The organism is Rugosimonospora acidiphila (assembly GCF_039543385.1).
Taxonomy (GTDB): Bacteria; Actinomycetota; Actinomycetes; order Mycobacteriales; family Micromonosporaceae; genus Rugosimonospora; species Rugosimonospora acidiphila.
Window position 1 is genome coordinate 1 of record NZ_BAABJQ010000025.1, and the last position, 20,266, is coordinate 20,266.

General features: G+C 72.9%; 20 protein-coding genes. 10 read left to right on the forward strand and 10 right to left on the reverse strand.

The window, feature by feature from the left end; translation table 11 throughout:
* On the forward strand, positions 1-151 hold a 151-nt coding region (locus ABEA87_RS31560; RefSeq protein WP_345636054.1), incomplete at its 5' end, for an arabinofuranosidase catalytic domain-containing protein.
* Between the two features lie 93 nt (positions 152-244).
* On the opposite strand, the gene ABEA87_RS31565 is transcribed toward ABEA87_RS31560, so the two are convergent.
* The 4 genes from ABEA87_RS31565 to ABEA87_RS31580 form a co-directional block, all read right to left on the reverse strand.
* A complete protein-coding gene (locus ABEA87_RS31565) occupies positions 245-880 on the reverse strand; it encodes a flavin reductase family protein (protein ID WP_345635833.1) in 636 nt (211 codons plus the stop codon).
* Positions 881-1,014: 134 nt separating this feature from the next.
* The gene (locus tag ABEA87_RS31570; RefSeq protein ID WP_345635835.1) at positions 1,015-1,320 is read right to left on the reverse strand and encodes a hypothetical protein; all 306 of its coding nucleotides are present in this window, start codon (positions 1,318-1,320) and stop codon (positions 1,015-1,017) included.
* A 337-nt stretch (positions 1,321-1,657) separates the two neighbouring features.
* The gene (locus tag ABEA87_RS31575; protein ID WP_345635836.1) at positions 1,658-2,005 is read right to left on the reverse strand and encodes a histone-like nucleoid-structuring protein Lsr2; all 348 of its coding nucleotides are present in this window, start codon (positions 2,003-2,005) and stop codon (positions 1,658-1,660) included.
* Between the two features lie 312 nt (positions 2,006-2,317).
* The gene (locus ABEA87_RS31580) at positions 2,318-3,361 is read right to left on the reverse strand and encodes an MBL fold metallo-hydrolase (RefSeq protein WP_345635838.1); all 1,044 of its coding nucleotides are present in this window, start codon (positions 3,359-3,361) and stop codon (positions 2,318-2,320) included.
* 292 nt (positions 3,362-3,653) lie between these two features.
* Between ABEA87_RS31580 and ABEA87_RS31585 the strand changes: the two genes are divergently transcribed.
* Genes ABEA87_RS31585 through ABEA87_RS31595 form a run of 3 tightly spaced genes read left to right on the forward strand, consistent with a single transcriptional unit; the run spans position 3,654 to position 8,664 of the window.
* Entirely contained in the window at positions 3,654-6,527 is a 2,874-nt protein-coding gene (locus tag ABEA87_RS31585; protein ID WP_345635840.1) for an FAD-binding and (Fe-S)-binding domain-containing protein, read from the forward strand.
* A gap of 11 nt (positions 6,528-6,538) precedes the next feature.
* Complete coding sequence (locus tag ABEA87_RS31590; protein ID WP_345635842.1) at positions 6,539-7,741, forward strand: MalY/PatB family protein; 1,203 nt, start codon at positions 6,539-6,541, stop codon at positions 7,739-7,741.
* Between the two features lie 5 nt (positions 7,742-7,746).
* Positions 7,747-8,664: a tetratricopeptide repeat protein gene (locus tag ABEA87_RS31595; protein WP_345636056.1), complete on the forward strand. Its 918-nt coding sequence runs from the start codon at positions 7,747-7,749 to the stop codon at positions 8,662-8,664.
* Between the two features lie 104 nt (positions 8,665-8,768).
* On the opposite strand, the gene ABEA87_RS31600 is transcribed toward ABEA87_RS31595, so the two are convergent.
* The 3 genes from ABEA87_RS31600 to ABEA87_RS31610 form a co-directional block, all read right to left on the reverse strand.
* Positions 8,769-10,565, reverse strand: a complete 1,797-nt coding sequence (locus ABEA87_RS31600; protein WP_345635843.1) for a potassium channel protein — start codon at positions 10,563-10,565, stop codon at positions 8,769-8,771.
* Positions 10,566-10,761: 196 nt separating this feature from the next.
* The gene (locus tag ABEA87_RS31605; RefSeq protein ID WP_345635844.1) at positions 10,762-11,037 is read right to left on the reverse strand and encodes an adhesin; all 276 of its coding nucleotides are present in this window, start codon (positions 11,035-11,037) and stop codon (positions 10,762-10,764) included.
* Positions 11,038-11,399: 362 nt separating this feature from the next.
* On the reverse strand, positions 11,400-11,792 hold the full coding sequence (locus ABEA87_RS31610; protein ID WP_345635846.1) for a hypothetical protein: 393 nt from the start codon (positions 11,790-11,792) through the stop codon (positions 11,400-11,402).
* A gap of 259 nt (positions 11,793-12,051) precedes the next feature.
* Between ABEA87_RS31610 and ABEA87_RS31615 the strand changes: the two genes are divergently transcribed.
* The gene (locus tag ABEA87_RS31615; RefSeq protein WP_345635847.1) at positions 12,052-13,137 is read left to right on the forward strand and encodes an NAD(P)-dependent oxidoreductase; all 1,086 of its coding nucleotides are present in this window, start codon (positions 12,052-12,054) and stop codon (positions 13,135-13,137) included.
* A 100-nt stretch (positions 13,138-13,237) separates the two neighbouring features.
* Here ABEA87_RS31615 and ligD read toward each other — a convergent pair whose 3' ends face one another.
* The 3 genes from ligD to ABEA87_RS31630 all read right to left on the reverse strand — a co-directional run bounded on the left by ligD (position 13,238) and on the right by ABEA87_RS31630 (position 15,468).
* The gene (gene ligD / locus ABEA87_RS31620) at positions 13,238-14,209 is read right to left on the reverse strand and encodes a non-homologous end-joining DNA ligase (protein ID WP_345635849.1); all 972 of its coding nucleotides are present in this window, start codon (positions 14,207-14,209) and stop codon (positions 13,238-13,240) included.
* A gap of 79 nt (positions 14,210-14,288) precedes the next feature.
* Positions 14,289-14,798: a flavin reductase family protein gene (locus ABEA87_RS31625; protein WP_345635851.1), complete on the reverse strand. Its 510-nt coding sequence runs from the start codon at positions 14,796-14,798 to the stop codon at positions 14,289-14,291.
* 229 nt (positions 14,799-15,027) lie between these two features.
* Entirely contained in the window at positions 15,028-15,468 is a 441-nt protein-coding gene (locus ABEA87_RS31630; RefSeq protein WP_345635852.1) for a hypothetical protein, read from the reverse strand.
* Positions 15,469-15,552: 84 nt separating this feature from the next.
* On the opposite strand from ABEA87_RS31630, the gene ABEA87_RS31635 reads away from it, so the two are divergent.
* From ABEA87_RS31635 to ABEA87_RS31655, 5 genes are all read left to right on the forward strand, one after another.
* The gene (locus ABEA87_RS31635; RefSeq protein ID WP_345635854.1) at positions 15,553-16,089 is read left to right on the forward strand and encodes a PadR family transcriptional regulator; all 537 of its coding nucleotides are present in this window, start codon (positions 15,553-15,555) and stop codon (positions 16,087-16,089) included.
* Complete coding sequence (locus ABEA87_RS31640; protein ID WP_345635856.1) at positions 16,086-16,793, forward strand: ABC transporter ATP-binding protein; 708 nt, start codon at positions 16,086-16,088, stop codon at positions 16,791-16,793. The genes ABEA87_RS31635 and ABEA87_RS31640 overlap by 4 nt, the downstream gene beginning before the upstream one ends.
* Complete coding sequence (locus tag ABEA87_RS31645; RefSeq protein ID WP_345635858.1) at positions 16,790-18,346, forward strand: FtsX-like permease family protein; 1,557 nt, start codon at positions 16,790-16,792, stop codon at positions 18,344-18,346. The genes ABEA87_RS31640 and ABEA87_RS31645 overlap by 4 nt, the downstream gene beginning before the upstream one ends.
* A gap of 146 nt (positions 18,347-18,492) precedes the next feature.
* Positions 18,493-19,710, forward strand: coding sequence for an MFS transporter (locus tag ABEA87_RS31650; RefSeq protein ID WP_345635860.1), 1,218 nt, complete (start codon positions 18,493-18,495; stop codon positions 19,708-19,710).
* Between the two features lie 49 nt (positions 19,711-19,759).
* Positions 19,760-20,248: a MarR family winged helix-turn-helix transcriptional regulator gene (locus ABEA87_RS31655; protein ID WP_345635862.1), complete on the forward strand. Its 489-nt coding sequence runs from the start codon at positions 19,760-19,762 to the stop codon at positions 20,246-20,248.
* Positions 20,249-20,266 lie beyond the last annotated feature (18 nt).

A 20,266-nucleotide genomic window follows, 5' to 3' on the forward strand; every position in this document is an offset into this window, starting at 1 on the left:
CAAGGAGGGGGCGATCATCCTCGGGATCGGCGGCGACAACAGCAAGGGCTCCGCCGGCACCTTCTACGAGGGAGTGATGACCTCCGGCTACCCGTCGGACGCCACCGAGAACTCGGTACAGGCCAACGTCGTCGCCGCCGGTTACCGGTAGGCCGATCGTCGCCGGGCCCGAGCCGCCCCCGGGTCCCTGCCGGGGGCGGCTCGCCGTCCGCCTGCGCGGCGGCCCAACGGCCGCGTGGCCGCCTCAGCCGGCCGGCTGCCGGAGCTGGTGCGGCATCTGCCACCCCTCGGCGAGCCTCGACGGGTGGAGGTTGTGCCCTTCCCCGAAGAACTCGCAGAACTTCATGATCAGTGGGTCCCACCCGATCGGATCCACATAGTGCGTTCCCGGGATCACCAGACTCTCCTCGACGTGGGCGCGCAGCACCTCGACCTCGAAGGCGTTGAGATTCGGGGCGCTGGCGAAGGGATGCACGGCGACCAGCCTGCACTCCAACTGGATCGGGCACTGCGCGACCCGGGGCGGCGAGACCAACTCCGACGCCTGTTCGGTCAGCCCCGCCGCGGCGAACTTGTTCGGCTCGTACCGGTAACCCTGCGCCCGCCGGTACTCCGAGATCTCCGGCTTGCCGGTGGTCAGTGCGAGCCGGTCGACGGCATCCACCAACGACGACGACGGGAGGTTGAGCACACACTCGCGCTCGCGCAGCAGGTTGGCCGTTGTCTGGCCGCTGTTGGCCAGGCCGAGCATGCAGGACTGGTGCAGCCACCAAGCGGAGGACATCGGGGCGAGGTTCGCGCTGCCATCGGGGTTGCGCGAGCTGATCAGCACTACCGGAGTTCCGAAGTAGAGCACCTTGAGCCCCGGGACCACATGCATGTGTCTCGCCTTTCGCGTGATTCGATCGAACGCCGGCCGCCGTGGCGGCGAGCCGTCACCGAGTCTGTGCGTAGCGCGCACCGATGGCTGGCGGCATTCGGACGCCGCGTTCAACGCCGGTTTGCCGGGCGTACCTACGGCTGCGACGGACGAAATTCCACGATGTCGTGTTTGTCAAACGTCGGTGGCGCGGCAAAGAGGTGCGCGACGGAGGCGGAGAGCTTCGGGCCGCCCGCGGACAGCAGCGCATCACGATCAGCCTCGCTCGCGAAGGCGGCGAAGGCTCCATAGGTAGTGGCGCCCAGGCGAAAGGCATACCAGCAGGTCTGTCGGGGTTGGCTCGCCACAATCGCCCGTCCTTCGGCAAAGAACTGGGCGATCTCCTGGTCGTACCCGGGCTTGAACTCGAAGCGGGCGAGCACGCCGACGTTGACAGTCATGCCAGCAGGTTAGCTTCGTCGGGCAACCCGCGTCGCAGGGCAAAAAATGGCGCCTGAACCGGATCGGCTGGCCGCTGCGTTGGCCACGCGAGCCATTGCGCGACATTTCAACGGAACGAACCGTGAACGGATCAATTGAGTCGCGCGATGGGCTGACCGAAGACGAACTCCTCGAAGGGTTCGGCGCGTTACTTGGTGGCACTGTCTTCTATCGGGTCGACGGGACCGGATGTCGACGCGCGTTTTGGCCGTAACTGGTCTGGAACGCATCTCGCGGAACGTGGCCGCCGGCTCGGGGGCGTTGGCATTCCTGCCGGGTCAACGCCCCCGCGCCGGGTCAGCGACCGGCCTCGGCCTCGTACTGCTCCACCAGGTGGCGGGGAATCCGGCCCCGGCCGGCCAGTGGGATCTTTCGCCGCTTGGCCCAGTCGCGGATCGCCTGGTTCTGGGCGCGATCGCCCTGACCCGGTGTGGCGGCCCGTCCCCGCCTGGCGGTGGTGATGCCGCCGCGGCCCATCCGGCGAGCGGCGAGGATAAATTTGGCAATAGAGGCACGCAGGTCTTCCGCGTGGTCGGCGTTGACATCGATTTCGTAGTTCACGCCATCGAGACCAAATTTCAGAGTCTCGTCGGCTTCGCTCCCGTCGATGTCGTCGAGGAGCTTGACTTCGAGCTTCCGGGCCATCTCTATCTCCGAACGATCCGTAACGATCCACCAGTGGGCCCCATGCTACGGCTTATCAAATTCGGATGTGGGGCTACCTGGACGATTGCGAACGTTTGGGCAGCCGCGCTTGTGCGGGCGCACGGGAGATTTGCTGCAAATGCGGGAGATGCAGCTATGGCCCGGGCCCTGCCGCCGCCCCGGCATCGCCATTCTCATCGACGTCGATAGTGTGGAGTGTGCCGGCGGCATTCAATATATCGATGGTGGCGCGTGGTCCGCGCGCCCGGCGCGCGGACCGCGACCGGAGTACCGCCCGATCGAGGCGGGCCGCTATGCGGCCAGCGCCCACCGGTCCGGCATGGAACCGATCCGGGCGATGGTGTGCCGGTGCTCCAGCAGCACCAGGTGCGCCAGCGTCTCGCCCACCGCGAAGCGTCGGATGAACCCCTGGATCTGCGACCAGTCGCGCGACCAGGTCAGCCCGGCGGCCAGCTGCCAGGTGGTCTGCCCCGGCCGATCGGCGACCAGCGCGGTCAGCTGGGTCAGCCGGCTCTCGTGGTGCGCGACCAGGTCCTCGACGCGGTCCGCCAGGCCCCGGAAGCGGTACTCGTGTGCCGGCAGCACCTCGGCGACCGGCAGCTCGCCGACCGTGGCCAACGACCGCAGGAACGCCTCCAGCGGGTTGCCGGGGGAGCCGGGGTGCACCGAGATGTTGGGGCTGATCCGGGGCAGCACATGGTCGCCGGTGAACAGCAGTTCCCGGGTGGGGTCGTAGAAGCACACGTGCCCGGCGGTGTGGCCGGGCGTCCAGACCGTACGCAGGTCCCAGTCCGGCAGGTCGACCTTGTCGCCGTCGCTGAGCAGAATGTCCGGTTCGGGCATGGCCAGCAGCGGCTCGTACAGCTCCGGGGTGCCCAGCAGCCCCGGTACCTCGTCGTCCGGGGCGCCGCAGCGGCGCAGCCACAGCCGGGAGTCCGCTACCAGGGCGGCGGCCGTACCCTGCCGGCGCGGCAGGGTGGCCGCCTCCTGATGGTGCATGGCCAGCCAGGCGCCGGAGGCCTCCCGTACCCGGCCAGCCAGGCCGTAGTGGTCCCGGTGCACGTGGGTCACCAGCACGGCGCGCACCTCGGTGATCGAGTGCCCGGTCTGGTCGATGCCGGTCAGCAGCGCCTGCCAGGCGTCATCGGAGTCCCAGCCGGCATCGATGATGGCCACGCCGTCCGGCAGCTCGAGCAGGTACACCAGCACGTACCGCAGCGGGGTGTCGGGAAGGGGAACCGGGATCGACCACACGCCGCCGGCCACCCGCTCGACCGGTGGCATGACCCGGTCGCGCCAGGCCTGCACCTGCCGGACGCCTGTGATCTCAATCATCCGTCACCTCTCGTCGCCGCACCGCTCGCCACCGGCGGACGCTCCCGCGGCCCATTTGGTCGCTGTTTCGCCCCCGGAGTCCAGCTTTCCCGCGTCCAGCTTCCCCGCCGCCGGCCGACCCGCGCCATGGCGCGGGTCACGGCACGGTACCCGTTACCCGGGTGAGCCCGGTAAGGAGCGGGCCGGTCCCGGGGCGGACAAATCCGAGTAGGAGAATCAAGCGATAGCAGACTGGCCGACCCGAGGGGACGACGATGGCGAAGCAGCGCACCTGCCCGGCCGGAGTACGCCCGTGACCGCCGGTGTCGCGTCCGCGCCCGCCGCGACGGGTGGCCCGTCGTCCCAGGACGTGGTGGCGGCCCTGCGCGCCGCCGGGGTCGGCGAGGTGGACGACTCGACCCTGCGCCGCGCCGAATACTCCTCGGACGCCTCGCTGTACCGGGTGGTGCCCCGGGTCGTGGTGCTGCCGCGCCACGTCGACGAGGTGCTCGCCGTACTGGACGTCTGCCGCCGGTTGAACGTGCCGCTGACCCCGCGCGGGGCCGGCACCTCGATCGCCGGCAATGCCGTCGGGCCGGGCGTGGTGCTGGACTTCGCCCGGCACCTGGGGCACGTGGTGTCCATCGACGAGCAGGCGCGCACCGCCGTCGTCGAGCCCGGCGTGGTGCTCGCCCAGTTGCAGCGCGAGGCCGGGCGGCACGGGCTGCGCTTCGGCCCCGACCCGTCCACGCACAACCGGTGCACGCTCGGCGGCATGATCGGCAACAACGCGTGCGGTTCCCGGGCCCTCGGGTACGGCCGCACCGCCGACAACGTGGTCGCGCTGGACGTGCTCACCGGTACCGGTGAACGGCTGCGCGCCGGCAAGGGCGTCGAGGCCGGCTCATCGCCGGTGCTGGCCTCGGTGGACCGGCTGGTGCGCGCGAACCTGGCCACCATCCGCACCGAGTCGGGCCGGTTCGGCCGGCAGATTTCCGGGTACTCGCTGGAGCACCTGCTGCCCGAGCGCGGCTTCGACCTCGCCAAGGCGCTGGTCGGCACCGAGGGCACCTGCGCGGTGCTGCTCGGCGCCACGGTGCGGCTGGTTCAGGCGCCACCGGCCACGGTGCTGGTGGCGCTGGGATATCCGGACATGGCCGCCGCCGCCGACGCGGTGCCGCCGCTGCTCAAGCACCACCCGATCGCCATCGAGGGGCTGGACGCGCGCATCGTCGACGCGGTTCGCGGGCGGCGCGGCGCGGCCGCGGTGCCCGAGCTGCCCGAGGGGCGGGGCTGGCTGTTCGTCGAGCTGGCCGGCGACAACGCCGCGGAGCTGGAGGCCGCCGCCGGTCCGCTGATCGCTGACGCCGGCACCCGGGCGGCCATGGTGGTGACCGACCCGACGCAGGCGGCCGAGCTGTGGCGCATCCGGGAGGACGGCGCCGGGCTGTCCGGACGCTCGCCGGCGGGTCTGCCCGCGCACGCCGGTTGGGAGGACTCCGCCGTACCGCCCGAGCGGCTCGGCGGGTACCTGCGGGAGTTCGAGGCGCTGACCCAGACGCACGGGGTGACCGGGATGCCCTACGGGCACTTCGGCGACGGGTGCGTGCACGTGCGGCTGGACTTCCCGCTGCGCGCGCCGGACGGCGCGAAGCGGTTCCGGGCGTTCCTGCTGGAGGCCGCGGCGCTGGTGGCCGCGCACGGCGGGTCGATGTCCGGCGAGCACGGCGACGGCCGGGCCCGCGGCGAACTGCTGGAGCGGATGTACTCGCCGGCCATGCTGGCCGCCTTCGCCGAGTTCAAGGGCGCCTTCGACCCGCAGGACCTGCTGAACCCCGGCGTGATCGTCCGGCCCCGGCCGGTCGACGCCGACCTGCGGGTACCGGCGGCCGGGCCGCTGCGCGAGCAGCTCACCTTCCGGTACCCGCACGACGGCGGCGACCTGTCCCAGGCCGTGCACCGCTGCACCGGGGTCGGCAAGTGCCTGGCCAACACGACCGGTTCGGGCGGCGTGATGTGCCCCTCCTACCAGGCGACCCGGGAGGAGAAGGACTCCACCCGCGGCCGGGCCCGAGTGCTGCAGGAGATGGTCAACGGCACCCTGGTGCGTTCCGGCTGGCGCTCGCCCGAGGTGCACGAGGCGCTGGACCTGTGCCTGTCCTGTAAGGGCTGCGCCTCGGACTGCCCGACCGGTATCGACATGGCGACCTACAAGGCCGAGGTGCTGCACCAGGCGTACCGGGGACGGCTGCGCCCGCGTACCCACTACAGTCTCGGCTGGCTGCCCCGCTGGGCCCGGCTCGCGTCCCGGATGCCGGGGCTGGCCAACCGGACGCTCACCGTGCGGCCGCTGGCCGCCATCGGCAAGTGGCTGGCCGGGGTCGACGCCCGGCGCCCGCTGCCCGCGTTCGCCACGCAGACGTTCCGGCAGTGGTTCGCCGGACACACGCCGGCCGGCACCGGCACCGACCCGGTGCTGCTGTGGGTGGACACCTTCACCAACCACTTCAGCCCCGAGGTCGGCATCGCCGCGGTACGGGTGCTGGAGGAGGCCGGGTACGCCGTGCGCATCCCGGAGCCCGGGCTGTGCTGCGGGCTGACCTGGATCTCGACCGGCCAGACCGACGCGGCCAAGCGCATCCTGCGCCGCACGGTCGACGCGCTCGCTCCGCACGCCGAGGCGGGCGTGCCGATCGTCGGGCTGGAGCCCTCGTGCACCGCCGTGTTCCGCTCCGACCTGCCGGAGCTGCTCGGTACCGGCGACGGGGCGGTGTCCGCGGTGGCCGAGGGCACCCGTACCCTCGCCGAACTGCTCACCGACCGTCCTGAGTGGACACCACCGTCGCTCGCGGGCGTCAAGGCCGTCGCCCAGCCGCACTGCCACCACCACGCGGTGCTCGGCTGGCAGGCCGACCAGTCCCTGCTGCGCGACGCCGGCGCCGAGGTGGACGTGCTCGGCGGGTGCTGCGGACTGGCCGGCAACTTCGGCATGGAGCGCGGACACTACGAGGTCTCCACCGCCGTCGCCGAGGTCGCGCTGATGCCGGCGGTACGGGCGGCCGGGCCGGACACCGTGCTGATGGCCGACGGCTTCTCCTGCCGCATCCAGCTCGACCAGCTGGCCAGCCGGCGCGGGCGGCACCTGGCCGAAGTTCTCTCCGACGCCCTGGACGCGCGGACGGAGTAACTTACCGGGACATGACGAACCCCTTACGCGTGCTGTCGTTGGATGACCTGCGTCGCCGGACGAGCATGAAGTGGCGGCGGTTCCCCCCGGAGGTGTTGCCGGCCTGGGTGGCGGAGATGGACGTGCCGCTGGCCGAGCCCATCGCGCGGGCGCTGACCGACGCCATCGCCCTCGGGGACACCGGCTACCCGGCCGGCACCGGCTATGCCGAGGCGCTGGCCGACTTCGCCGCGTCGCGATGGGGCTGGACGATCGACGTCGGGCGCACGGCGATCGTGCCGGACGTGATGCTCGGCATCGTCGAGGTGCTCAAGCTGATCACCGGCCCCGGCGACGCGGTGGTCGTCAACTCCCCGGTCTACCCGCCGTTCTACCAGTTCGTCGAGCACCTGGACCGCCGGGTGGTCGAGGCCCCGCTGACCGCCGGGCACCGCATCGACCCGGTCACGCTCGAGGCCGCCTTCGCCGAGGCCACCTCCGCCGGGGCCACCTCCGGTGAGGGGACCGGCCCGGGTGGCGGCCGTGCCGCGGCGTTCCTGCTGTGCAGCCCGCACAACCCCACCGGCACCGTGCACACCCGGGACGAACTGACCACGGTCGCCGCGCTGGCCGACCGGTACCGGATGCGGGTGGTGGCCGACGAGATCCACGCGCCGATCGTGTACCCGGGCGCCACCCACCTGCCGTACCTGTCGCTGCCCGGCACCGACGACGCGTTCTCGCTGCTGTCCGCGTCCAAGGCATGGAACCTGGCCGGGCTGAAGGCGGCCGTCGCGGTGGCGGGGCCGGCCTCCGCCAAGGATCTGGCCAGGATGCCCGAGGAGGTCAGCCACGGCCCCAGCCACCTGGGAGTCATCGCGCACTGTGCCGGCCTGTGGCACGGCCGGGACTGGCTGGACGCGCTGCTGGCCGGGCTGGACGACAACCGCCGCCTGCTCGGTGACCTGCTCGCCGAGCGGCTGCCGGGCATCGGGTACCGGGCGCCGGAGGGCACCTATCTGGCGTGGCTGGACTGCCGCGCCCTGGACCTGCCCGCCGACCCGGCTGAGGTGTTCCTCGAACGCGGGCGGGTGGCCGTCAACTCGGGAGCCGACTTCGGCACCGGCGGCGCCGGCCACGTCCGGCTGAACCTGGCCACCTCGCCGGAGTTGCTGACCGAGGTGGTGGACCGGATGGCCGCGGCGATCGATCGTCCCGTGGATTGCGAGCGTTGACCAACGTGGCGGATCTGGGCCGGCGGGAAGATGGCCTGGCGGCCAGCCAGGAGGCCGTTGCCATCTACCGTGGGTTGGCGCCGGCTCGCGGAGACGAGTTCCTGTCCGACCTCGCCAGGTCGCTGAACGACCCGTTCGTCGATCCGTCGGACGTGGGGCGGTGGGAAGCGGCGCTGGCCGCGAGCGAAGAGTCCGTCCTCGTCTACCGCGGGTTGGCCGGCACCCACCCGGACGAGTACCTGTCCGACCTGGCCACCTCGTTGAACAACCTGTCCGTCGACCTGGCGGACGGGGGGCGGTGGGAGGAGGCCGTGGCCGCGGTTTCCGAAGCCGTCGGGATTCGGCGCGGGTTGGCGCAGGCCCGCCCGGATGAGTTCCTGCCCGACCTGGCCGCGTCCCTGCACAACCTGTCGGCGGACCTCAGAGATCTGGGTCGGTGGGAGGAGGGTCTGCCCACCATTCAGGAGGTCGTCCGGATCCGCCGTGAGTTGGCGCGAGCCCACCCCGACGAGTTCCTGCCCAATCTCGCCACGTCGTTGAACAACCTGTCCATTCAGCTGTCGGATCGCCGGCGGTGGGAGGCCGCCCTGGCCGCCAGCATCGAGTCCGTTGACGTCTACCGTGGATTGGCGCGGGCGGGTTCCGATCTGTTCCAGGTCGCGTTGGCCATGTCGCTGCACACCCTGTCGAGGGTGCTGGGGAGCCTGGGACGGTGGGACGAGGCGCTGGCCGCGAGCGAGGAGTCCGTCGACGTCTACCGTGGGTTGGCGCGGGCCCGCCCCGACGCGTTCGGGCCCAACCTGATCCACTCGCTGCGCGAACTCGCCCAAGCCCTCACCGAACTCGGCGACCACGAACGCGCCGAGCAGACCATCGCCGAACTCGCCGTGCTCCACGAGAGCCCGCGACCCCGAGACCGCTGAAACCCTTGACGCCCCGGGCCGAGCGCGCCGGCGTGGAAGCCCATCGCGAAACGGGACGACGGCCGTCGTAGCCAGTGGCCACGATGATCGGCGCGGGACCGGCCCTACACGCGCGGTGGGTCGGCGTCCGGTCGCCGGAACGCGTGAGTGGGCGGGAACTGATCGAGGTCCAGGGCGTCCAGGTGGTGCGGCGACTCGGGGGTCGGCGTACACCGGGCCAGCAGCCGGGCCAGCCCGCCGCGGGTGCACACCACCACTATCCGGTCGGTGTGCACCAGCCGGCGCCCCTGGTGCGGCGACCACAGCGTCTGCGCGCCCCGGCCGGTGCGTACCGCCAGCAGCCGCGTCTCGTGCGGCTGGTTGACGTCCAGGGTCAGCTGACCCTCCAGCGGTGAGCCGGCGCCCACCGGCAGCTCGGCGACCAGCAGCACCCGGCGGCGTACCGGAATGGTGTCCAGTACCGACTCGCCCATCATGGCCGCGGCGAAGGTCGGTGCGGCAAGGTACGACACGCTGCGCGAGCTGGCCAGCCCGAAGGCTCGCTCGATCCGGGTGGCGAAGTCCCCGTCGAACAGCCGCATCACCACCCGCAGCTGCCCGGCGACCGTGCGCCCCAGCAGCGCGGTCTCCAGGTTGCGCACGTCGTCGCTGGTCAGCACGAGCAGGGTGCGGCAGGTCTGCACCCAGGCCGCGCGCAGCACCCCCTCCTGTGTCGCGTCGCCGATGATGACAGGGATGCCGAGGTCCTTCGCCACCTGCACGCCTCGGGCCTGGTCGCGATGGTCGACCGCGACCACGTCCATGCCCGCCTCGTGCAACGCGCTGATCACCCGGGTACCGATGTTGCCGAGGCCCACCACCACCAGGTGGTCGCGCATCGGCTCGACCGGGCCGCCGCTGGCCAGCGCGAGCCGCGCGCGCACGGTGGCCTCCACGACCGCCGCGGTGAGCACCGGGATCAGCGCGACGGCCAGCACCACCAGCGCGGTCTGCAGCAGCTGCTCCGGCCAGGACAGGGTCTGATCCGGGTTGGCCCCGCCGAGCGTGGTCAGGATCGTCACGTACAGCGCCGGCAGGAAGCCCAGCTTGTCGATCCACTGGTACAGCAGAGTGGCGAGGATGAGCAGCCCGGCCACCGCGGCCAGGATGGCCCGCAGCCGCCGGCCCACGTACACCGACATGGTGCGCAGCGGGTGCTTGTGTCGCCGGTGCCGCGTCGCGGTCGGGGCGGCGGACGGCACGTCGGCGAGCACCAGGTCGGCGAGTTCGTCGTACTTGGGAAGCAGTTCGGGCTCGTCCGCCTCGTCGCCGTCGCCGGCCGGGTTGACCGGCTCGACGATCGCGAGCCCGCGCACCACGTCCTCGGGCGGCACGTCCGCGCGGCGGGCGACGACCAGGGTGCGGTCGGCGATCCGCAGGTACGTCGGGGTGCCCTCGCCCAGCGCGGCGGCCACGAACCCGGGTGCCGCGATGGCGGACTCCGACAGCACGGCGCAGTCGGTCAGCAGCGCCTGGACCCCGGTCGCGAGCTTCTGGTTGAACATCCGCAGCACGATGCGTATCCCAGGGTTGATCTCCTGGGCCATCAGCGCGGCGTCGATGTTGCCGGCATCGTCCTGCGAGACCAGCGCCAGCGCCGTGGCGCCGGCCAGGCCGGCGCGGGCGTACGCCTCCACGGACAGCCGGGGCGCCTCGACGAGGTTGATGCCGGGCAACGCCGCCAGGCTCGGACCCTGGTGCTGCGCGCGGGAGGGCAGGATCACCGTGACGTCCGCGTCGTGGCGCACGATCAGCTCGTCGACCAGCCGCAGCGCGAGCGGGTTGTCGCCGCACACCACGAACCGGTGCCGGACAGTGTCCTGTGTGGACAGTGGTGCTGGCTTCGGTGCGCGATCCACCACGGGCTGCATCCTACCGAGGGCAGCCAAACACGAAGGGTCCACGGGTCCAACGGCGCGCCTCGATCCGCTCAACCCCTGATGCGCCGCGGGAGCCTTGGCGGAGCGTTGAGGCCGGGGTGCCGCCGGCGCCCGAACATCCGGCGGCACCCCGCACGGTCCCGGGAGGCGATCCGGGAGCGTGACTCCGGGGCGGGGGTCAGGGCTGCTGCTCGCCGACCCTGAACTCCAGCCCGCCCTGGCTGTCGGTGGTCACGTCGAGAGACTTGTCGTCCAGCATCGTGGCCGCCTCCGAGTCGAGGAACAGGCGGGCGCCGGCGGTGTCGATGACCTCATCGCCCATCTGGGGCGCCGCCGCGACGGTCAGCGTGAGGGCTCCTCGGCTGGGGTCGGTGGAGATGCGCAGGCCGGTGCCGTCCGGGACGTTCGGCTGGTGGGTCAGGCCCCGTACGGCGGTCACAGCGTGGTCGGTCAAGGTAAGCATGGTGAAAGACTCCTCATGCGAATTCGGTTGTCGATGAGACTGCTGTCGATGAAACTGCGCGGGCACGCCGGGGCCCCGGCGTCGATCCGCCGGAACTCAGGTCCGGCTCGGCGGGGCACCCCATCGGGTACCGGCGCCGGGCGCTGCGGCACAGCCCTGGGTCTGAGCGGCGGGGCACCGCGCGATGCGGGCCCGGCCGCCGGGCAGGCTCAACTGCGATACGACGGAAAATCCTCTCCGGCTAGCGGGCAGGTGAAACGGCCGTCTGGCTTCCCACGTTTCCCCCAACCACCCGGTCCGTCAAATCGAGCCGGCCCGCCGGCGGTGTGGCGAAGGTCGCAATTCGCCGCCCGTTACCTCCCGCGATCGTCGCGCCGCGACCGGAAACTCTGGGCCAGGGCGAGGACTGCCACCGCGAGCGGCACGGCGATCACCAGCTGCGCGACGCCGTAGTAGCGCAGCTGCGCCCGGACATCGACGCCGGCCAGTTCGGTGTCCAGCGCCCCCGGGCGGGACAGGGACGTCGCGGACAGCGCCAGCGGCACGTAGTTGATCGCCACGCTCAGCAGCCACCACCCGAACACCCGGTTGCCGCCCTGGCCGACCGCGGCCAGCGCCGCACCGCCGCTCGCGCAGAGCACGACGCCGGCCCAGAACTCCACGAGAATGACGCGGCGCCGCAGCGGCGAACCCACGGTCCCGTACATGTCGACGGCCGCCAGCCGGCGGACCACGAATCGAGCCATTTCCCGTCCCCGATGTCTTGTGCGCGTGACCCCAGGGTCGCCTGGGCGAGCGTCGATGTCAAGCGCGCTTGACAATGGTCGGGCCGTGCCTCCGTCCGGGCGGCGCGGTGGTGGCGAGCCCGGCCACCGGTTGAGTCGGTCGACTACCCGCCCGCGGCCCGGCGCGACGGGCCGTAGGCACTTGTCTACGCTGAGGCGGTAGAAGTCGGCGATCGGGGCCGGTCACACACGCGCGGCCCGGACCAGAGGTGAGACGCTTGTGACCCCCACGCAGCCCACGGCCGGACCCGCCGATTCCGAGGCGGACGACGGGGCCGGGAAGAAGGACCCGGGCAAGCCGTTGGTCGTGCTGCGGCCGGCCCCGCAGCGCAGTGACCGGATCTTCTCCGTCGAGACGATGGCCCGGCTGCGCGACCAGTTCACCGTGGTCGACCTGGAGGACGATCCGTCGCCGGCTGCCCTGGACGCCTGGCTGCCGGAAGCCTTCGCCATCGTGGGACAGCCGGACCTGCCCCGGGCACGGCTGCGCCGCGCGCCCGCGCTGCGGGCCCTGCTCAACGTCGAGGGCAACTTCTTCCCCAACGTCGACTACGAGGCTTGCTTCGAGCAAGGCATACACGTGCTGGGGTGCGGCCCCGCCTACGCCCAGCCCGTCGCCGAGTACGCCCTGGGGCTGGCGCTCGACCTGGCGCGCGGGATCAGCCGTGAGGACCGCGCGTTCCGGGCCGGCAGGGAGCGCTACGTCCTCGCCGGCAACACCGACTCCATCCTGCTCCGCCACGCCGACGTCGGGCTGGTCGGCTTCGGCAACCTGGGCCGGGCGCTGCGCCCGCTGCTGGCGCCGTTCCAGCCGACCGTGCGGGTGTTCGACCCGTGGCTGCCGCCGGCCGTGTTACGCGCGCACGACGTCGTTCCGGCCACCATCGAGGAGACCCTCGGCCGCAGCCAGTTCGTGTTCGTCCTGGCCACCGTCACCGAGGAGAGCCGGCAGCTGATCGGCGCCGAGCAACTCGACCTCATCCCCGAGGGGGGACGGCTCATCCTGGTCAGCCGGGCCCCGGTGGTGGACTATCCGGCGCTGCTGGAGCGGGTCGACGCCGGCCGGCTGACCGCCGCGATCGACGTCTGGCCCGACGAGCCGGTGGCGCCCGGCGATCCGGCGCGCGGGCTGGAGGGGTTGGTGCTGTCCGCGCACCGGGCCGGGGGCATCCCGGCGGCCTTCCACGAGGTGGGCGACATGGTTGTCGACGACCTCAGCCTGATGGCCCGCGGGCTGCCGCCGGCGAGGATGCAGGTCGCCGCCCGCGAACTGGTCGGCCGGTACCGCAACCGCCCGGTCGCCTGACGGCAGGCGGTCACCTGACGCGGCCGGCCAGCCAGCGAGGTACGCCCCGCCGGACGTCGGCCGGTCCAGCCCCGCCGCGCGTGAGGGGGCGCAGGGGCGGCTACGTCCCGGCCGGGCGCTCGCCCTGGCGGCGGGCCCGGGCGCGCCGCCGACCCTCGTGCATCGCCTGCACCCGGGCGATCGGGATCGCGTGCCCCTCCTCGACCAGGCCAGCGTCCAACCCTTGCGGGGCGGGCATCAGCTCGGCCCACGGATCGTGGCCACCGATCAGCCCGGGGACCGTGCGCAGCGTGAAGTCGGCCGGGCCGGCATCGTCGAGATCCTCCCAGCGCAGCGGGAAGGAGACCGGCGCGCCCGGCCGCACGCGCGGGCTGTAGGCCGCCGCCACGGTCGCCCCGCCGGCCCGGGTCGAGTCGAGGAACACCTTGTCGCCACGGTCCTCGCGGATGAACGCCGTGGTCGAAAGCGCCGGGTCCAGCCGCTCGGCGCGCGCCGCGACCGCCCGGGTCGCCGCGGCCACGTCCTCGACGCGGGCGCGCCCGTCCAGCGGAACGAACACGTGTACGCCCTTGGCGCCGCTGGTCTTCACCACGCCCGCGAGGCCGACCCCGGCCAGGACCTCGCGGACCAGCCGGGCGGCGTGGACCGCGAGCCGGAACGCGTCGGCGGTCGGCGGGTCGAGGTCGAGTACCAGGTGCGTGGGGTACTCCCCGGCGTGGGCGCGCACCAGCGTGGGGTGGTACTCGACGGCCCTCTGGTTGGCGAACCACAGCAAGGTACGCCGGTCGTTGCACAGCGCGTACGACACCTCGCGCCGGGAGGCCTCCGCCCACAGCGGCACCGTGGCCACCCACGGCGGCGTGTACCGCGGCACGTTCTTCTGCATGAACGGCGCCTGGCCGCGCAGCACCCGGATCACCGACAGCGGCCGGTCCGCCAGCGCGGGGACCATCCGGTCCGCCACCGCGTCGAGATAGTCGACCAGGTCCCGCTTGGTGGCCCCCGCCCCGTCGAACAGCGGCTGGTCGAGGTTGGTCAGCGCCACCCCGTCCCGCTCGCCGTCTCCGCTCATCCGTCCACCATCGCGGCGCGGGCGTCCCCGGTCAACCATGCGCGCCGCCGCCACGCGGCAGGCGCGGCGGCGCGGGCGGTCAGCGTGGCGAGACGGCGATCTCGGAGTGCGTACCGAAGGTCCGCCGGTGGTACGCCAGCGGGGCGCCGGGCGTGGCCACCGCCCGTTCGACCACGCCCGTCACCAGCATGTGATCGCCGCCCTCGAAGAAGGACTGCACCCGGCAGGCGATCCAGCCGGTCGCGTCGCGCAGGCGGGGTAGCCCGTCGCTCTCGGTCCAGGCGATCCCGTGGAACTTGTCGATCCCCTTGGACGCGAAGCGGCGGGCCACGGCGTCCTGGTTGCTGCCCAGGATGTTGACGCCGAAGCGTCGGGTGCGGCGCAGCTTCGCCAGCAGCGTGGAGGATCGCTCCAGCGCCACCAGGACCATCGGGGGTCGCAGCGACAGCGAGGCGAAGGCGCTGACCGTCGTGCCGTAGGGGAGTGCGTCATCGAGGCTCGTGACCACCGTGACCGGCGTGCACACCTCGGCCATCACGGCGAGAAAATCCGACTCGTCCACCATTGGGTCGGGTGCCGGGTCGCTCATCGTCGTCCTTCGCGCGCACGCTGTGAGCGCGTCGGCATCCCGAAACCCTTTGTTCTCATGACCTTTATGAGCCTAGTCCACGGTGTGGCCCGCGCTGAACCGTGAGGAGAGTCCCACTGATCAGGGGTGGACGCGGGTAGCCTCGGCAGGGCCGGCCGCGCCGGTCGCGCCGGGTGACGGACGCCGGCGTGCTGCGCGCCCGCCCCCGGGTCACGGCGGCCGGACAGCGTCAGCGGGGCCGGTGGCACAGCCGGGTGGAGCCCGGGCAGAGGTAGTAGTCCGTGTTCGGGTCCAGCCCGACCCGGGAGGCGATCCGGTACGTGATGCTGTCGCCGGCCGGGGCGAGCACTATCACGTACGGGGCGGACAGGCCCCACCCGCCGTCGTACCCGTCGAACACGTCGTTGGCGCCGGCCGCGTACCCGTCGTCGAAGGCGGCGCGGGCGGCCTGTTGCCGGTCGGTCGGTAGCGCCTGGGTCAGCTGGATGGCCCGTCCCTCCCGGAGCCCGGCGGCGTGTCCGGCCGTCACGCCGGCCGCGTACCCCCGCGCATAGCCCCGGTCCCGTGCCGCCCCGGTACCCGCCGTGGCACGGCTCACCGCGACGAGGCCGGCCGCCGCCGCCACGATCGCCAGTACCGTCAGGACCCTTCTCCGGGCGCGCGTACCCATGCCGACCTCCCTCGGGCGTGATCCGTTCAGGCTCCCACGCTCCGGGTTTGACAGCCACTATTCATTCGATGAATAGTGTGGGTCATGTCCCTGAGCTACGTGATCTTGGGTCTGCTCTGCGCCGGTCCGCTGCACGGGTACGAGCTCAAGCGCGCCCACGACCAGCGCATGCCGCGGGCCAAGCCGGCCGCGTTCGGGCAGGTGTACGCGAGCCTCGGCCGCCTGGAGCGCGACGGCATGGTCACGCCCAGCGGCCACGACCGGGCCGGCGGGCCGGAGCGCACCGCGTTCGACATCACGGAGCAGGGCCGGGTCGCCCTGGACGCCTGGCTGGGTGAGGTCGAGCCACCGGCACCGCACGTCACCAGCGCGCTGCTCACCAAGGTGACGGTCGCGCTGCTCGTCGCGGGGGAGCAGCGGGGCCGCGCGTACCTGATCGCCCAGCGGCAGGCGCACGCCAGCCGACTGCGCGAGTACACCCAGTTGAAGACCGCCGACGGCATCGGGTTCGCCGACCTGATCGCCGCCGACTACGCCATCGCCCACCTCGACGCCGACCTGAGGTGGCTGCAGACCACCCTGGACCGGGTCGCCCAACTGCACCTGGAGGTCACCGGATGACCCAGCTGCTCTACGGCCGGGGGATCGTCAAGTCCTACGGCAAGACGCCGGCCCTACGCGGGGTCACGGTCCAGGTCGGCGAGGGGGAGATCGTCGCCGTGACCGGGCCCAGCGGTTGCGGCAAGTCCACGCTGCTGCTGTGCCTGGCCGGCATCCTGCGGCCCGACGCCGGTGAGATCGGGTACCGCGACCGGCGCATCGACGGCTGGTCGGAGGCGGCCCGGGCCCGGCTGCGCCGCGGCGAGTTCGGGGTGCTGTTCCAGTTCGGGCAGTTGGTCGCCGAGATGCCGGCGGCGGAGAACATCGCCCTGCCGCTGCTGCTGGCCGGGGCCCGCCGGCGGGAGGCGCGCACGGCCGCGATCGCCTGGCTGGAGCGGTTGGGCATCGCGCACCTCGCGGACTCCCGGCCGGGCGAGATGTCCGGCGGCGAGCAGCAGCGCACCGCGCTGGCCCGGGCGCTGGTCACCGAGCCGCGGATCCTGTTCGCCGACGAGCCGACCGGGGCGCTGGACTCGCTGGCCGGGGAGCAGGTGCTCGACCAGTTGGTCCGGTTGGCCCGCGAGCAGCGGACCACGGTCGTGCTGGTGACCCACGACGCGCGGGTGGCCGGGTACGCCGACCGGGAGATCATGCTGCGCGACGGCGCGCTCGACCCGTCGGGGCTGGGGCTGTCCGGGCTGGGCCTGTCGGGAGTGGCCGGATGAGGCCGGGCACCCTGCTGCGGCTGGCGGTCACGGGTACCCGCGCCGACACCACGCGCATCGCGCTGACCGGGTTCGGTTCGGCGCTCGGCGCCCTCGCGCTGCTCTGCGCCGCCACGGTGCTGGCCATCCGGTCCGTTCCCGATCCGACGGAGCCCGGGCGCATGATGGACGCGCCGTACACCAACGGCCTGCTGCGCGAGTCGGGGCTGCGTCCGGGGCTGGCGTTCGCGCTGATCCTGCTGACCGTTCCCGTGCTGCTGTTCGTCGGGCAGTGCGCGCGGCTCGGCGCGCCGGCCCGGGACCGGCGGCTGGCCGCCATCCGGCTGGCCGGCGCCACCCCGGGGCAGGGGCTGGCGATGGCGTCGGTCGAGTCCGGCGCCGCCACCCTCTTGGGTGCGGTCGCCGGACTGCTCTGCTACCTCGCCGGTCGGCACGTGTTCGACGAGCCCAACGCGCACGGCCTCCGGCCGCTGCCCACCGACGTCCTGCCGGCCCCGGGCGCGATCGCCGCCATCGTGTTCGGGCTGCCGCTGATCGCCACGCTGGTTACCGCGCTGCTGCTGCGCCGGGTCGCGGTCACCCCGTTCGGCGTGGCGCGCCGCACCCGTACCCGCCCGCCCCGGCCGCTGCCGGGCGTGCTGATCGTGTTGGGCGTCGTCGGGTACGCGCTGATCCCCGCGGTGCAGCGGCACGACACCGCGCTGGCCGGCTACGCCCTGCCGCTGGTGGTGTTTCTCGGCGGCCTGGCCGCCGCCGTCGGCGTGGTCAGCGGTGCGGGCTGGATCTCGTACACCGTCGGTCGGCTGCTGGCCCGGTACGCGCGCCGGCCGGCCGCGCTGATCGCCGCCCGGCGGCTGCAGGCCGACCCCTGGCACGGCAGCCGGGCGCTGGCGGCACTGCTCGGCGCCGTGCTGATCGCCGGCGCGGCGGCCTGGTACGCGTCCTGGTCCCGCACCGACCAGCGGGTCAACGCGATCAACGACCACCTGGCCGCCGTGGCGTTCGGCGAGCCGACCGTGGTGGACTCGCCCAACAACTTCTATCTGCGCGCCGCCCAGCTGGCCGGGTACGGGGTGCTGCTCGCCGGCCTGATCGCGGCGGCCGGGCTCGCGGTGGCGGTGGCCAACTCGGTGGTGGAGCGGCGCCGGGCGCTGGCCAGCCTGACCGCTAGCGGCGTGCCGCGCGGTGTGCTGGGCCGGGCCGTCCTGTGGCAGACCGTCGGCGTGGCGGTGCCCGCGCTCATCCTGGCGATGGCCACCGGAGTCGCGCTGGGACGGGGAGTCGAGGGGTCGACCGTGGGCGACGAGAGCGGGACCTACTCCTGCACGGCGCCGCCGGACGCGCCGCAGGCGTGCAACCTGCCGCTGGGGCAGGCCAGGCAGCTGGGCGCCAAGGTCATCGAGCCGCCGCACATCACCGAGCAGGTCCCGGTGCCCTGGGGCCAGCTCGGCGTGATCGGCGGCTGGGCGCTGGGCGCCACGGTGCTCACCGCCGGCCTGGGCATGGTGTTCCTGCGGGCCAGCACGGCACCGGAGGAGCTGCGCACCAGCTGAGGAGCCGCGGACCAGCCGAGGAGCCGCGGACCAGCCGAGGAGCCGCGGACCAGCCGAGGAGCCGCGGACCAGCCGAGGAGCCGCGCACCGGCCGAGGCGGCGGCGCGGCGAGGTTTGGGCGGCCGGCGCGGCGGTAAGACTGGCGAGTGAACCCGCCCAGGAGCGCGCGCCTGCCGCCCCGGGCGGCGTTCTGGGCCGGTTCGGCCGCGCTCTTCGTCACCCTGATGAGCGCCAATCTCCCGACCCCGCTGTACCAGGTGTACAAGCAGAGGTTCGGCTTCAGCAACTCGGTACTCACGCTGATCTACGCCACCTACGCCCTGGTGTTGATCCCGTCGCTGTTGGCCTTCGGGCAGCTGTCGGACCGGGTCGGGCGGCGCCGGGTGATCGCCATGGGCCTGGGCGCCGCCGCGGTCGGCGACGGGCTGTTCGCGGCGGCGCAGGGCACCGGGTGGCTGTTCGCCGCGCGCGGGGTGCAGGGGCTGGCGGTCGGGGTCATCACCGGTACCGCCACCGCGGCCCTGGTCGAGCTGGAACCGCGCGGGGACAGGCGCCGTGCCGCCCTGGGCGCCGTCCTGGGGCAGGCCAGCGGAGGGGCGCTCGGTCCGCTGCTGGGCGGCGTGCTGGACCAGTGGGCGCCGCTGCCGCGGACGCTGTCCTTCCTGGTTGGCGTCCTGGCCGCGGTGGCGGCCGGACTGCTCGTGCTGCGGATACCGGAGCCGCACCCGCCGACCGGGAAGTGGCGACCGCAGATCCCCTCGGTACCGGCCGAGCATCGGGCCGAGTTCTTCCGGGCCGGCCTGACCGCCGCGCTGGTGTGGGCGGTGGGTGCCCTGTTCCTGTCGGTGGTACCGGCCTACGCCGGTACCTTGCTGAAGACCAAGAACCTCGCCGTCCTCGGCGGGATCAGCGCGGTGGCGCTCGCCGCCACCTGCGCCGCGCAGTGGTTCTCGCTGCGGATGCGGGTGCATCCGGACACCGGGCAGCTGGCCGGCCTGTTGACCATGGTGGCCGGGCTCGTCGTGCTGGTCGCCGCCAACCCGCTGGCGTCGCCCCCCGCGCTCGTGGTCGCCGCCGTGCTCGCCGGCCTCGGCCTGGGGATGAGCTTCGTGGGCGCGCAGACCCAGATCAACCGGCTCGCGCCGGGGCAGCGCCGGGGCGAGGTCACCGCCGCGTTCATCACCATGGTGTACCTGGGGGTGAGCGTGTCCGCCATCGGCGTGGGCGTGCTCAGCGACGTGCTGTCCCGGTTCGCCGGCATCACCATCGTCTCGGCGGTCATCGTGGCGGGCGCGATCCCGACCGCGCTCTGGCACGCCCGGGTGGGTCCGCTCGCCGCCCGGTTTCACCGCGGTGTCCGATAGGTTCCCTGTCGGATGATCTGTGACGGATCGAATTGCTAAGCTGGTCGGCATGACCGCCATGGCACCGAGCCGCACCAGCCCCGACCTGTCGTACCTGCTGGACCATGCCAGCCACGTCCTGCGCACCAGGATGGCGGCGGCGCTGGCCGAGATCGGGCTCACCTCGCGCATGCACTGCGTGCTGGTCCACGCGCTGGAGGCGGAGCGCACCCAGATCCAACTCGCCGAGATCGGCGACATGGACAAGACCACGATGGTGGTGACCGTGGACGCCCTGGAGAAGGCGGGTCTCGCCGAGCGCCGCCCGTCGAGTACCGACCGGCGGGCCCGGATCATCGCGGTCACCGAGGAGGGCGCCCGGGTGGCCAGGCAGAGCCAGGAGATCGTCGACCGCGTGCACGAGGAGGCGCTGGGCACGCTTGCCACGAGTAACCGCGAGGTCTTCCTGAGGGTCATGAATCAGCTGGTCACCGGGCACCTGGCCAAGCCCGTCGAGGCTCCCGGCCCGGTCCGGCGCGCGCGCCAGCACGAGAGGTAAGTCTCAGGCAGATAGTCT